Source organism: Demequina lutea (assembly GCF_013409005.1).
Taxonomy (GTDB): domain Bacteria; phylum Actinomycetota; class Actinomycetes; order Actinomycetales; family Demequinaceae; genus Demequina; species Demequina lutea.
This window is the reverse complement of sequence record NZ_JACBZO010000001.1, coordinates 62587-76162: the sequence shown is the minus strand read 5'-3', so window position 1 is coordinate 76162 and position 13576 is coordinate 62587. Positions and strand designations below refer to the sequence as shown.

The following is a 13576-nucleotide window of genomic DNA, read 5'->3' as shown; positions in this document are numbered from 1 at the left end:
GGTACGGATCAAGCCATTTGCGAGGGGGTGGTGGCTTCGGGCTCACCGTCGGAGTCGCCGTCAAGCGGCTCGTCCACATCGAGGTGACGCTCGACGTTGCGAGCGATGCCGATGATGTGGTCACCCTTTCCCGGCTTGGCAAAGATGACGCCCATGGTGTCGCGACCCTTGGCCGGCACCTCGTTCACGAGCGCGCGCATGACCTTGCCGCCCTCCATGATCACGAGGACCTCGTCGTGCTCCTCGACCAACAGTGCGCCCACGAGGTCGCCGCGCTCATCCTGGAGCTTGGCCACCTTGATGCCGAGTCCGCCGCGGCCCTGAACGCGATACTCATCCACGGACGTGCGCTTGGCATAACCACCCTCGGTCACCACGAACGAGTACGAGCCCTCGGTCACGACGTCCATGGCGAGTAGTTCATCGTCGTTGCGGAAGCCCATTCCCTTGACGCCCGAGGTCGCGCGGCCCATGGGGCGCAACGCGTCGTCGGTCGCCTCGAACGTGAGCGACAAACCCTTGCGGGACACGAGCATCAGCTTGTCCTCCGAAGCGACCAGGCGAGCGGAAACGAGCTCGTCGGGAAGCATCTCGCCGTCGTCGCCCTCAACCTCACGCAGGTTGATGGCGATGAGGCCGCCGCTGCGGTTCGAGTCGTAAGCGTGCAGGTCCGTCTTCTTGACGAGGCCGCGCTTGGTGGCGAGCACCAGGTACGGCTTGTCGGTGTAGGTGCGCAGGTCCATGACCTGGGCGATCTGCTCGCCCGGCTGGAACGCGAGCATGTTCGCGACGTGCTGGCCCTTCGCGTCGCGGCTGCCATCGGGAAGCTCATACGCCTTGGCACGGTAGACGCGGCCAAGGTTGGTGAAGAACAGCAACCAGTGGTGCGTCGTCGTGACAAAGAAGTGGTCCACGAGGTCGTCGCTACGCAGGGTTGCGCCGCGCACTCCCTTGCCGCCCCGACGCTGGGCGCGGTACTGGTCCGAACGGGTGCGCTTGGCGTAGCCGCCGCGGGTGATCGTGACGACCACCTCTTCCTCGGCGATGAGGTCCTCGATGGAGACCTCGCCGTCGAAGAGGCTGATGACGGTGCGGCGATCGTCGCCATACTTGCGCACCACCTCGCCCAACTCGTCCGAGATGATCGACCGCTGGCGCGACTCCGAGGAGAGGATCCCCTGGAGGTCCTTGATCTCCTCCATGAGGGCGGCGTGGTCGTCGATGATCTTCTGGCGCTCGAGAGCGGCCAGTCGGCGCAACTGCAGGTTGAGGATTGCGGTCGCCTGGACCTCGTCCACGTCGAGCAGCGCCATGACTCCGGTCCGGGCCTCTTCCACGTCGGGCGAGCGGCGGATCAGAGCGATGACCTCGTCGAGCGCGTCGAGCGCCTTGAGGTAACCGGTCAGGATGTGGGCCTCGCGCTCGGCCTCCCGCAGGCGGTACGCGGTGCGGCGCTGAATGACCTCAACCTGGTGGGTCACCCAGTGACGCACGAAGCCGTCGAGCGGCAGGGTGCGCGGCACGCCGTCGACGATCGCGAGCATGTTCGCGCCGAAGGTCTCCTGCAACTGGGTGTGCTTGTAGAGGTTGTTGAGGACCACCTTGGCGACGGCGTCGCGCTTGAGCACGATCTCGAGGCGCTGGCCAGTGCGGCCGGACGACTGGTCGCGAATGTCGGCAATACCAGCGACCTTGCCATCCTTGACGAGGTCGGCGATCTTGATCGCGAGGTTGTCCGGGTTGACCTGGTACGGGAGCTCGGTGATGACCAGGCACATGCGGCCCTGGACCTCTTCGATGTTGACGACGGCGCGCATCGTGATCGACCCGCGGCCCGTGCGGTACGCGTCCTCGATGCCGCGGCGACCAAGAATAGTTGCGCCCGTGGGAAAGTCGGGGCCAGGGATGCGCTCGATGAGCGCGTCGAGAAGTTCCTCGCGGCTGGCCTTGGGGTTCTCAAGGTGCCACTGCACGCCGGCCGCAACCTCGCGCAGGTTATGCGGCGGAATGTTGGTGGCCATGCCCACCGCGATGCCGGCGCTGCCGTTGACCAACAGGTTGGGGAAGCGCGCAGGCAGGATGATCGGCTCTTGTTCGCGGCCGTCGTAGTTGTCCTCGAAATCGACGGTGTCCTTGTCGATGTCGCGAACCATCTCCATGGCGAGCGGCGCCATCTTGCACTCCGTGTACCGCGAGGCGGCGGCGCCGTCGTTGCCTGGAGAGCCGAAGTTGCCCTGGCCGGAAATCAGCGGATAGCGCAGCGACCACGGCTGCACCATGCGGACCATGGTGTCGTAGATCGCCGAGTCGCCATGGGGGTGGTACTTGCCCATGACGTCGCCGACGACGCGGCTGCACTTGGAAAACGCACGGTCAGGGCGGTAGCCGCCATCGAACATCGCATACAGCACGCGGCGGTGGACGGGCTTGAGGCCGTCACGAACATCGGGCAAAGCGCGGCCGACGATGACCGACATGGCGTAGTCCATGTAGGACCGCTGCATCTCGGTGTTGAGGTCGACGTCCTCGATGCGGCCGTGGTTCACGCCCGCGAGGCCGTCACCGTTGGGGATATCAGATGTCAAGGAAACGCACATCCTTCGCATTGCGCTGAATGAAGTTGCGGCGGGACTCGACGTCCTCGCCCATGAGGACCGAGAAGACCTCGTCCGCCATCGCGGCGTCGTCCATCGTCACCTTGAGTAGCGTGCGACTGGCGGGGTCCATCGTGGTGACGCGCAGCTCCTCGTGGTCCATCTCGCCCAGACCCTTGTAGCGCTGGATCCCGTTGTCCTTGGGGATCTTCTTGCCGCTCTTGAGTCCCTCGGCGAGGAGCGCGTCGCGCTCCTTGTCGGAGTAGACGTACTCGTGTGCCGAATTGGACCACTTGATCTTGAACAGCGGCGGCTGCGCCAGGTACACGTAGCCCGCGTCGATGAGGGGGCGCATGTAGCGGAAGAGCAGCGTGAGCAGCAAGGTGCGAATGTGCTGGCCGTCGACGTCGGCATCGGCCATCAGCACGATCTTGTGATAGCGCGCCTTGTCGATGTTGAATTCCTCGCCCATGCCAGCGCCGAACGCCGTGATGAGCCCCTGGACCTCCATGTTGGCGAGCGCCCGGTCGAGCCTCACGCGCTCGACGTTGAGGATCTTTCCGCGGATCGGCATGATCGCCTGGTTGTACGGCTCACGGCCCTGCTTCGCCGAGCCGCCTGCGGAGTCACCCTCGACGATGAAGATCTCGCATTCGTCGGGGTTGCGACTCTGGCAGTCCGACAGCTTTCCTGGCATGCCACCGGATTCGAGGAGTCCCTTGCGGCGCGTCGCCTCGCGGGCCTTGCGCGCTGCCATCCTCGCCTGGCTCGCCTGGATCGCCTTGCGGATCACGTCGCGACCCTCGTTCGGGTGGGAGTCAAACCAGTCGGTGAGTCGCTCGTTGACCACCTTCTGCACGAAGGTCTTCGCGATCGTGTTGCCCAGCTTGGTCTTGGTCTGGCCCTCGAACTGCGGCTCGCCGAGCTTGACCGAGATGACGGCGGTGAGCCCCTCGCGAACATCGTCGCCCGTGAGGTTCTCGTCCTTCTCCTTGATGATGCCCTTCTCGCGCGCGTACTTGTTGACCAGCGTGGTCATCGCCGCACGGAAGCCCTCTTCGTGGGTGCCGCCCTCGGTGGTCGCAATAGTGTTCGCGTAGGTGAAGACCGACTCGGAATACGCGTTGGTCCACTGGAGTGCGAGCTCGACCGAGATGCGGTTTTCGACGTCCTCGGTCTCGATGCTGATGACCTCGGGGTGAACCAGCTCGGCCTTCTTGGCGGCGTTGAGGTGTTTGACGTAGTCGATCAGGCCGCCGTCGTACTGGTAGGTGACGGAGCGCGAGGTGGGCGCCTCGTCGTCATCGGCCTCACCCGAGATGTGCTCGGGGCGCTCGTCCGTCAGGGTGATGCTCAACCCCTTGTTGAGGAATGCCATCTGCTGAAAGCGCGCGCGCAGCGTCTCGAAGTCGTAATCGGTCGTCTCGAAGATGAGCGGGTCGGCCCAGAACGTCTGCTGGGTACCCGTCTCGTCGGTGGCCTCGCCCTTGACGAGCGTGCCATCCGGGCGGCCGCCCTCGACGAATATCTGACGCCACACGAACCCTTGGCGCTTCACCACGGTCTCAACCTTGTAGGACAAGGCGTTGACCACCGAGATGCCGACGCCGTGCAGGCCGCCGGAGACCGCATAACCACTGCCGCCGAACTTTCCGCCGGCGTGAAGGATTGTCATGACGACCTCGACCGTCGGCTTGCCCTCGGTGGGGTGCATGTCGACGGGGATTCCGCGACCGTTGTCGGTGGTGCGCACGCCGCCGTCGGCCATGAGCGTCACGGTGATGGTGTCGCAGTGGCCCGCTAGCGCCTCGTCAACTGAGTTGTCGACCACCTCGTAAACGAGGTGGTGAAGACCCCGCTCGCCCGTAGACCCGATGTACATACCGGGACGCTTGCGCACCGCCTCAAGACCCTCGAGAACAGTGATGTCGCTTGCGCCGTATGCCAGATCGTTCGCTGACGCGTCTTGCTTGGCCACAGAATGCCTTTCCACGCCCCCAACGCGGGCCGGTTCGGCTCGCGTGATATCTCGGGCCATTCTACGCGCTCTGAGCGGCTTTCCCGGGCGATTCAGGGGGATTCTGGGGGAAGTCGTCGGATGGCGGTTCTGGGGACGATCTTGCGGAGTGCCCGTGCGCGGTCCCTGAAGGCCTGGAGTCGGGACCTTTCTGGCCGGTGGCGGCCACAAACACGCCCTTCACACAGGGAACCGCCCGCGCCCGTCTCGCTGCGGCTCTACCCATACGTATCGCGGACGCCCTACCCGTACGTATCGCGGGGACCGCGGCCCTTCACGCGGCGGGGACCCTTGACCCAGTTCTTGTCACTGGGTCCGATGAACCGCAACTCCTTGACGACCTCGCGGCCAAACTCCTCGTTGAGGCGATGGCGCACCTGGCCCGACATGAGCTGCATCTGTGTGGCCCACGCGCTCGAGGACGCGCGCAAGAGAAGCGCGCCCTCATCAAAACTCACGGGTTCGCAGTGGTCGGCGATTTGGTCGCCGATGACCTCGCGCCAACGTGCCGTCACGGAGGCCACTTCAATATGCTCGGTCCAGCCCATTCGGGTCAGCAGTGCCTGGACGTTGTCGCTCATGGCCCGGGGGTCTCTTCCCGTGCCGAAGGGCTGGGGCGAAGACTCGCCATCCGTCGCCGCGCGCCTGGACTTCTTCTGCCTGCGGGCCGCTTGCGGCGACGTCCGGTGAGCGCCGCGTTCACGGGCCGACGCTCGTGCTCGCTCCATGGCCTCTTTGGCGAGGGCTGCGGGATCGGTGCGCTGCGCTGTTTCGCTATCGCGAGTCGCGTCCGGCTTGCCGTCGGCCGGGAGGCCATGACCCGAGACGGCTTCAACCCCGCCCACCTCAACCCCGCCCACCTCAACCCCGCCCACCTCAACCCCGCGGTCGTCAAGCCCATCTACGTCGTTGCCGCGGACTGGGGGGCCACTCGGCTCGTGGTCACTCATGGTCGTCCTCGAGGGCGACCTCGCCCGGCGTTACCTTCAAGATGCGGTGGCCCGCAGGGTGAGCCCGAAGTTCGACGGGGACATCCTCCGCAACGGCTGCCGTGATGAGCACCTGGCTCGCCCGGGCGATGCGGCCGGCGAGAGCCGCCCTGCGCCCGGTGTCCAACTCCGCGAACACGTCGTCCAGGATTAGCACCGGTTCGCCGTCGTTTCCGTCGCTGGCCAGCAGGTCATAGGAACCAAGGCGGAGCGACAGTGCGCAGGACCAACTCTCTCCGTGGCTCGCGTAGCCCTTGGCGGGAAGCGTGCCTATCTGAATGTCGAGGTCATCCCTATGGGGACCGACGAGGCACACGCCTCGGTCGAGTTCCTGTTTACGAAGGTCGCGCATTCGGCTGAGCAATGCTTCCGTGAGTTCGTCGACCGAGGTGAGTGGGGTGGGAGCGACGCGCTCCGTCGCGTCGCCTGCGGCCAAAGGCCGCGGCGCGAAAATTCCGGTTTCGGTTGTTTCCGAAGAGGCCGGGTTTGCGTCCGCCGTCACCGGTGTGGTGCGGTGCTCGACGTGAGGCGCCTCGGTTTCTGGCGCATGTTGGCCCGTTGTTTCACGTGAAACCAACGTCGCCGTCGAGTAGGCGATCGAACAGGCGCCCTCACCCGGGGCGACGTCGGCGTAGGCGCGCGCCACATAGGGGCCAAGTTGCTCCACCGCAATTACCCGCGCCTTCATGATGCGTCCACCGAGTCCCGCCAGCTTTTCGTCCCAGATAGCGAGCAGGTCCTCGTCGATGCGGGCCTTGCCCTTGGCGGACTTCAGCAGGGACGATCGCTGTCGCAACACTCGGTCGTAGTCGGCGAGGTCTCCCGCGAAGGCTGGCTGCAACGCGACACACAACTCGTCGAGGAAGGCCCTCCGCGTGCTCGGGTCTCCCTTGACTAGGCCGAGGTCCTCGGGGGCGAAGACGACGGTGCGCAGGAGACCAAGGAGTTCCCGCGGCCTGACAGCGCCCCGATTGAGCCGGGCTTGGTTGGCCCTTCCCGGAACGAGGGTGATCTCGAGCATCAGCGAACGCTCGCCGCGCTGCACGCGGCCGGCGACGACGGCCCTTTCGGCGCCAACTCTGAGGAGCGGTGCATCGGTGGCGACGCGGTGTGATGACAGCGTTGACAAGTACCTGACCGCCTCGACGACGTTGGTCTTGCCGTGGCCGTTGCGGCCCACCAGAGTGGTGACTCCCTCACCGAACTCGACTTGCGCGGTGGCGTACGAGCGGAAGTCTGTGAGTTGTAGGTGGGTGATGCGCATCGGGCGTTAGCCGGCGATGCGGATCGGCACCAAGAGGTAGCGGAACTCCGACTTGGGCGTGCCATCGGGCTTGTCGAGACCAACGAAGTCCACCGGTTTGGTGTCCTGCGTGAAGCCCATCCGGACGTAAGGCGCGTCGAGCGCGCTCAGCCCGTCAAGCAGGAAGGAAGGATTGAAGGCGACGGTGATTTCGCCGCCCTCCACCGTCGCCTCGATGGCCTCGGATGCCTGTGCGTCGTCGGTGTGCCCGGCGTCAAGCACCAACTCGCCTTCCGAAAAGACGAGGCGAACGGCTGCGTTCCTTTCGGCGACGAGAGAGACGCGCTTGGTGGCCTCGATCAGCTCCGCGGTGGAGACGACGGCCGTGATGGTCGACGAGTCCGGAAACAGGCGGCGGACCTGAGGGTATTCGCCATCCATCAGCAACGAGGTGGTGACCAAGCCGCCCGCCGAAAAACCAATGAGGTCGACACCCTGGCCGGAACTCAACGCAAGCTGCACTTCGCCAGAGCCGAGCGACTTGGCCGTGTCGGCAAGCGTCTTCGCCCTCACGAGCGCGATGGCTGAGATGTCGGGTGATCCCGGCTTCCACGTGAGTTCTCGCAACGCGAGTCGGTAGCGGTCGGTGGCGAGCAACGAGATGCGCTCGCCCTCGATCTCCATTCGCACGCCCGTAAGGATTGGGAGGGTCTCGTCTCGCGAGGCGGCTGCCTGAACCTGCTGCGCAGCGGCCAACAATTCGGCCCCGTCAATGGTGCCCGACGTCTCTGGCATCACCGGAAGTGCCGGGTATTGGTCGACCGGCATTGTGGCGAGCGAGAATCGTGAAGCGCCACACGTCACGGACACCTTGGTGCCCTCGAGGTCGAACTTAACCAGCTTGTGCGGTAGCGCATTGGCGATCTCGCGCAACAAACGCCCCGACACCAAGACTGACCCTGCGGTCTCGACGTCAGCCGGGAACTCGCCGCGTGCGGAGACCTCGTAGTCGAAGCTCGACAAGGTCACAACACCTGCCGTGTCCGCCTCAATCAGGACGCCGGCGAGAACGGGTACGGGGGGACGATGAGGCACCGCTCGCGACGCCCAAGCGACGGCGTCGGCAAGAATGTCGCGCTCTACAGAAAACTTCATCGAACTCCCCTTTCGGGTCACACACTACGCCAAAGGACCGACGCGTCTAGTCCCAAATCGCTTGGTGCTGGTGGGGACTTATGAAGGTCCATGTGGACAAGTAAGAGATAGAGATAGGTAGTAGTCATAGGGGGCGCCCACTTTGGGGATAAATGCCAAAGTTCCTGCAAAATGCACCTATGTGGTCGTGGACAGACACTGCAAATCTGTGAGGGAGCGCCCTAGGTTCCGGTGGACAGACAACCCGCGTACCCAGGAACCTGTGATTCATTCACAACCTATTACCCTTGGATAGGCGGTCCAAGAAAGATATACACAGAGTTATCCACATGTGTGAGCGACGGAGTTCTGAGCCCCGTATTGAGATCTCGAACCGAGGCCACAGGGACCCCTAAGTTACGAACCTTCCTCGAGAGCCAAAAACAGCCCGGACCGCGCGCTAGCGACGGTGCTGTTGCTTGATCCGGGCGTGAATCTCGTTGACCTGGTTGTACATCTGCCGGCGCTGAGCGATCTGGTCTTCGACCTTCTTGACCGCGTACATCACCGTCGTGTGGTCCTTGCCGCCAAAGTGCTCACCAATCTTGGGGAGGCTGAGGTCTGTCAGTTGGCGACACAGATACATGGCGATCTGCCTGGCGGTCACGAACACACGGCTGCGTGAGGTGCCGGTGAGCTCCTCCATCGTGATGCCAAAGTACTCGGCGGTCTTGCCGATGATCGCCGAGGCAGTGATCTGAGAGTCGTCATCAGAGATGAGGTCCTTGAGCACCACCTGGGCGAGGCTCAGGTCGACTATCTGCTTGTTGAGGGCGGCGAACGCAGTGACTCGGATAAGCGCACCCTCAAGCTCACGAATGTTGCTGGTGATGTTCGAGGCAATGTATTCGAGCACGTCGGGAGGCGCCGCCACGTCGTCCGCCTGGGCCTTCTTGCGAAGGATCGCGATACGGGTCTCGAGGTCGGGCGGCTGCACATCCGTCATGAGGCCCCACTCGAAGCGGGTACGCATGCGTTCCTCGATGCCGCTGAGGTGGCGGGGCGAGACATCGGACGTAATCACCACGTGCTTACCTGCGTTGTGCAGAGCGTTGAACGTGTGGAAGAACTCCTCGAGCGTCTGCTCTTTGCCTTGCAAGAACTGGATGTCGTCGATCAGGAGAACGTCGACCTCGCGGTATTGCCTCTTGAAGCTGAGCGACCGGTCATCGCGGATCGAGTTGATGAAGTCGTTCGTGAACTCCTCCGAGTTCACATAGCGGACCTTGTTCTGCGGCTTGATCTGGCGCGTGTAGTGACCGATCGCGTGGAGCAAGTGAGTCTTGCCCAGCCCCGAGTCGCCGTAAATGAAGAGGGGGTTGTATGTCTTGCCCGGACTCTCCGCCACGGCAAGGGCGGCGGCGTGGGCGAAGCGATTGGACGCGCCGATGACGAAGGTGTCGAACGTGTACCGCGGGTTGAGGTGCGGGTCCTCGTAGGGGGCGGGCGTGACAGGTGGGCGCCCGGATCCCCGGGAGTAGTCAAGTGCAGGCTCGTCATCGAGCGGCAAGGTGGGAGGTGTCACCGAGGAATCAACGGTGACCGCGATGCGCACTTCCCTGCCGAGCACATCACTCAACGCACCCGCGATCGGCTGACGCAACGTGGTCTCCACGTAGTTCTTGGTGAAGTCCTCTGCGACGGCGAGGAAGACGTTGTCCTCGAGTACGGCGAGTGGTTTGATGAGTCTCAGGAACGACCGCTGCTGCGCGGTGGTGGATCCGTCGGAAACGAGGTTGCTGACGGCGCTGGTCCAGACTTCGTCGATCGTACGATTAGCGTCGTCTGTGGTCACCGAACTGCTCCCTCTCCACAGCATTGTGCACAGGGGTTGAGACCCCGTAACCTATCTGTCATTTGACGTTGGCGGCGTGTCTTTCCACCGCACCATGCGTTGATGAGGGAGCCTATACCGTTTGGGCCCAGCGACCAACGGCTGATTTGAGATTTGACCGGCGCCCCGTGAGCGCGTACCGTGAGTTCGCTGATTTACCCATCCCCCAAAACGTCGTGGAGTACTCCCGTGAGCAAGCGGACTTTCCAGCCGAACAACCGAAAGCGTGCCAAGACGCACGGCTTCCGCCTGCGTAGTCGCACCCGTGCGGGACGCGCCATATTGAAGGCTCGGCGCCGCCGGGGCCGCGACTCTTTGTCGGCGTAGTGCTGCCTGCCGGCGCACGGCTGCGACGTAGCGAGGACTTTCGGGTCACGATGCGTCGCGGCGCCAAGGCCGGCGGCCGTACTGCGGTGGTGTACGTGGTGAAGACCGGCGGTGCTTCGAGCATGGCCGGTTTCGCTGTTTCTCGAGCGGTAGGAGGCGCCGTGGTCCGCAACCTCGTGAAGCGTCGTCTTCGCGCAGTGATGGCGGACGCTTTGGCGACGATTCCGGAGGGCTCCCACGTGGTGGTTCGAGCGCTCCCCGCAGCGGCCGATGCCTCGTTTGCACAGTTGCGGACGGACGTGCTTGGTGCGTTGGGCCGCGCGGAAGTAAAGGCGAACTCGTGACGCCCGCTGGCCTCGCGCGGGGAGTGTTCAGGATTCCCCAATATGCGGTCATGGCACTGATCAAGGTCTATCAACTTGTCGTCTCACCCCTACTGGGCCCCACGTGTAAGTACTACCCCTCGTGTTCCCACTACGGTCTCGAGGCAGTGCGCCGGCATGGCGCCATCAAGGGCACCGTGATGGCCGGCTGGCGAGTGCTGCGATGTAACCCATGGAGCAATGGCGGTGTGGACGAAGTCCCCGCCAAGGGCGAACCCCTGTTCCGAACCCATCAGACTTCACCCATAGCGACGTAAGGACTTATTCGTGGAAAAGCTCTACGCCCTCCTATGGCCACTCGAGTGGGTGGTGGCCAACATCATGGTGCTGGTGCACCAGGCCCTTGGCTTCATTGGTTTCAATCCCGCATCTGGGCTGACCTGGGCGCTGTCGATCGTGGGCCTCACCGTGATCATTCGAGTGCTGTTGATCCCCGTGTTCGTGCGGCAGATCAAGGCGCAACGCGCGATGCAGATGATTGCGCCGGAGCTGCGCTCGGTGCAGGACAAGTACAAGGGTAAGAAGGATCAGGCCTCAAGGGAGGCCATGACCAAAGAAACGATGGAGCTGTACTCCAAGCACAAGACGAACCCCTTCTCGTCGTGCCTGCCGCTCCTGATGCAGACGCCCGTGTTCTTTGCACTTTTCCACGTGCTGAACCAGCGACTAGACGGCAAGTCGCCCCCCATTGGATTGCTATCGGGGACACTCATCCGGCAGGCCAACGATGCCACCCTCTTTGGCGCCAAGCTGTCATCGACCTTCTTGAAGTCGGGCGCCGACATGCAGCCCAAGATCATCGCGGCCGTCCTCATCGCCGCGATGGTGTCGACCTCCTTCTTCAGCCAGCGCCAGTTGACCATGAAGAACATGCCGCCGTCGGCCCTTGAGGGGCCCATGGCCAAGCAGCAGAAGACCCTGATGTACATCCTGCCGTTCGTGTTCGTGCTGTCCGGCCCCAACTTCCCCATCGGTGTTCTCATCTACTGGACCGTGTCGAACATGTGGTCAATGGGCCAGCAGTTCTACGTCATCCGCAGGAACCCGACGCCGGGTTCAGCCGCCGAGGCCTCCTACAAGGCGCGGCTCACAGAGAAGGCCGCCCGCAAGGGCCTGACCATTGATGGCCGGACCCTGGAAGAGGCCCGCCTCGAGGAAGAGGCCGCTGCGGAGGCGGTGGCCGAGGAGCGGCGCAGCAGGCAACGCGCGCAACCCAAGCGCAAGAAGCGCAACAAGCCATCGACAAACCAGGGCCCCACTCAGCCTTCAGCCGATGGCACTCAGCCTTCCGGTGAGGGCTCTTCGGGGGACGACCCCGGTTCTCCAACCGACGACCCCGACGATGAGATCGACCCCCCTGGCATCAAGACCACCTAGCCGTTGGCCGCCGTCCGAGCGGCCCTAATTCCCAAGGACTGTCATGACTGATGTGAATCGTAAGGACCTCGACAAAGAAGGCGATATCGCAGCCGACTTTCTCGAGGAGCTGTTGGACATCCTCGACATGGATGGAGACATTGACATTTCCGTCGAGGCAGGTCGCCCCAAATTGGCAATCGTCGCGGAGGGTCCAAGCCAGGACCTCAAGCGCCTGGTGGGACCAGACGGCGAGGTCCTCGATGCACTCCAAGACCTCACGCGACTCGCGGTGCAGTCGGAGACGGGGAATATCAGCAGGCTCATGCTGGACATCGCCGAGTTCCGCGCTGGCCGCAAGGAGCAGTTGGCCGAGCAGGCGCGCGAGATCATCGCGAAGGTTCGCGAATCCGGCGAGCCCGTCGCCCTTCCCTCGATGAACGCGTTTGAGCGCAAGGTTGTTCACGACGTCGTTCTCGAGGCCGGCCTGGTGTCCGAATCAGAGGGCGAAGACCCGCACCGTCATGTGGTCGTCAGCCCCGCCGCGTCTTAGTGAGTAGGGCCTAGCGGGCACGGTTCGGTCGGCACTGTGTGTAGTCGGCACTGTGTTGTAGTGGGCACCGTGTAGCTGACGCCGGGAGGATCCCTCAGGGGACTCCCGGCGTCTTGCCTTCGGGGTGTTTCACGTGAAACATCGCGGAAGCGGGGCGCCCTGGTCGGCTCCGTGGCGGGTCGGCTCCGTGGCGGGTCGGACCGCGAGGCGGAGGGCACGACTACGGTGTTTCACGTGAAACATCGCGCGGGCACTCGACCAGTGGTGCGAGATGATGAATGCGGGCCAGTCCACATTGACGGCGTCTGCGACGGAGAAGGGTTCGGATGCGATGACGAGCGAGTCCACTGACGCCGACGACCGAGGAACGGACCTGGCGTCGCTCGACCAAGAGGCACTCCGAGTGCTCCTCGGTGCCCGCTTCGACGCGGTCGCCACGTACGCGGCGATGCTCGCCGAGCAGGGTGAGAAGCGCGGCCTCATCGGGCCGCGCGAACTCGAGCGGCTGTGGGAGCGTCACATCCTCAACTCGGCAGCGGTCGTGCCCTTCCTGGGACCAGGACGCATCGTGGACGTCGGCTCTGGCGCGGGACTTCCCGGCATCGTGATTGCGGCGATGCTCCCGGATCGGGAGGTCGTGTTGGTCGAACCCATGGAGCGTCGGGTGGCGTGGCTGGAAGAGGCCGCGACCGAGATCGGCCTCGACAACGTCACGGTCAGGCGGGCCCGGGCGGAAGAGGTCGCCGGCGAGTTGGAGGCCGATGCCCTGACGGCCCGGGCGGTGGCCTCGATCGACAAGCTGGTGAAGTGGTGCCTACCCCTCTTGTCCGAGACGGGCCATATGGCGCTCTTGAAGGGGCGCACGGCGGTGGACGAGATCGAGCGCGCCAAGTACGTTCTACGCAAGGCTCGGCTGTCAGCAGAGGTCCTCACCGCACCGACGCTTGTCGGCCTTGAGCCCACCACGGTGGTCCGCATCACGCGCGAAACGGCGAATCGCTGAAACTCTTCTCCCCAAGCTTTCCACAGGCCCGTGGTGCTCAGGAGGCCACCCCAGACGGGCGTCGTCCACAGGCCGGGCCTCCC

Annotated in this window: 12 protein-coding genes; 6 read left to right on the top strand and 6 right to left on the bottom strand. The window is 64.0% G+C overall.

Annotated features, from left to right (window positions below):
* Positions 1-8: 8 nt before the first annotated feature.
* The 6 genes from gyrA to dnaA form a co-directional block, all read right to left on the bottom strand.
* Positions 9-2585 (bottom strand): DNA gyrase subunit A, encoded by a 2577-nt coding sequence (gyrA, locus tag BKA03_RS00365; protein ID WP_238579444.1) that lies wholly within the window; start codon positions 2583-2585, stop codon positions 9-11.
* The gene (gene gyrB / locus BKA03_RS00360) at positions 2575-4632 is read right to left on the bottom strand and encodes a DNA topoisomerase (ATP-hydrolyzing) subunit B (RefSeq protein ID WP_083971852.1); all 2058 of its coding nucleotides are present in this window, start codon (positions 4630-4632) and stop codon (positions 2575-2577) included. The genes gyrA and gyrB overlap by 11 nt, the downstream gene beginning before the upstream one ends.
* A gap of 221 nt (positions 4633-4853) precedes the next feature.
* On the bottom strand, positions 4854-5561 hold the full coding sequence (locus tag BKA03_RS00355; protein ID WP_062075653.1) for a DciA family protein: 708 nt from the start codon (positions 5559-5561) through the stop codon (positions 4854-4856).
* Positions 5554-6864, bottom strand: a complete 1311-nt coding sequence (gene recF / locus BKA03_RS00350) for a DNA replication/repair protein RecF (protein WP_062075652.1) — start codon at positions 6862-6864, stop codon at positions 5554-5556. Before recF ends, BKA03_RS00355 begins: the two co-directional genes overlap by 8 nt.
* Positions 6865-6870: 6 nt before the next feature.
* Positions 6871-7998 (bottom strand): DNA polymerase III subunit beta, encoded by a 1128-nt coding sequence (dnaN, locus tag BKA03_RS00345; protein WP_062075651.1) that lies wholly within the window; start codon positions 7996-7998, stop codon positions 6871-6873.
* 439 nt (positions 7999-8437) lie between these two features.
* Positions 8438-9856, bottom strand: coding sequence for a chromosomal replication initiator protein DnaA (gene dnaA, locus BKA03_RS00340; protein WP_062075650.1), 1419 nt, complete (start codon positions 9854-9856; stop codon positions 8438-8440).
* A gap of 204 nt (positions 9857-10060) precedes the next feature.
* On the opposite strand from dnaA, the gene rpmH reads away from it, so the two are divergent.
* The 6 genes from rpmH to rsmG all read left to right on the top strand — a co-directional run bounded on the left by rpmH (position 10061) and on the right by rsmG (position 13493).
* Entirely contained in the window at positions 10061-10198 is a 138-nt protein-coding gene (rpmH, locus tag BKA03_RS00335; RefSeq protein ID WP_083971820.1) for a 50S ribosomal protein L34, read from the top strand.
* Complete coding sequence (rnpA, locus tag BKA03_RS00330; RefSeq protein WP_083971818.1) at positions 10198-10542, top strand: ribonuclease P protein component; 345 nt, start codon at positions 10198-10200, stop codon at positions 10540-10542. Before rpmH ends, rnpA begins: the two co-directional genes overlap by 1 nt.
* Positions 10539-10838 (top strand): membrane protein insertion efficiency factor YidD, encoded by a 300-nt coding sequence (gene yidD, locus BKA03_RS00325; RefSeq protein ID WP_238579443.1) that lies wholly within the window; start codon positions 10539-10541, stop codon positions 10836-10838. The genes rnpA and yidD overlap by 4 nt, the downstream gene beginning before the upstream one ends.
* A gap of 10 nt (positions 10839-10848) precedes the next feature.
* Positions 10849-11958 carry a membrane protein insertase YidC gene (yidC, locus tag BKA03_RS00320; protein ID WP_083971815.1) on the top strand — a complete coding sequence of 370 codons (1110 nt, stop codon included), beginning with the start codon at positions 10849-10851 and terminating at the stop codon, positions 11956-11958.
* Positions 11959-12001: 43 nt separating this feature from the next.
* Entirely contained in the window at positions 12002-12490 is a 489-nt protein-coding gene (locus BKA03_RS00315; RefSeq protein ID WP_062075648.1) for a Jag family protein, read from the top strand.
* A gap of 331 nt (positions 12491-12821) precedes the next feature.
* The gene (gene rsmG, locus BKA03_RS00310; protein WP_062075706.1) at positions 12822-13493 is read left to right on the top strand and encodes a 16S rRNA (guanine(527)-N(7))-methyltransferase RsmG; all 672 of its coding nucleotides are present in this window, start codon (positions 12822-12824) and stop codon (positions 13491-13493) included.
* Positions 13494-13576: the final 83 nt, after the last annotated feature.

Excerpts from the sequence above, each read along its gene's own strand:
- gyrB (WP_083971852.1), bottom strand. The coding sequence starts at position 4,632 with ATGGCCCGAGATATCACGCGAGCCGAACCGGCCCGCGTTGGGGGCGTG.
- BKA03_RS00355 (WP_062075653.1), bottom strand. The coding sequence starts at position 5,561 with ATGAGTGACCACGAGCCGAGTGGCCCCCCAGTCCGCGGCAACGACGTA.
- recF (WP_062075652.1), bottom strand. The coding sequence starts at position 6,864 with ATGCGCATCACCCACCTACAACTCACAGACTTCCGCTCGTACGCCACC.
- dnaN (WP_062075651.1), bottom strand. The coding sequence starts at position 7,998 with ATGAAGTTTTCTGTAGAGCGCGACATTCTTGCCGACGCCGTCGCTTGG.
- dnaA (WP_062075650.1), bottom strand. The coding sequence starts at position 9,856 with ATGCTGTGGAGAGGGAGCAGTTCGGTGACCACAGACGACGCTAATCGT.
- BKA03_RS00315 (WP_062075648.1), top strand. The coding sequence starts at position 12,002 with ATGACTGATGTGAATCGTAAGGACCTCGACAAAGAAGGCGATATCGCA.
- rsmG (WP_062075706.1), top strand. The coding sequence starts at position 12,822 with ATGACGAGCGAGTCCACTGACGCCGACGACCGAGGAACGGACCTGGCG.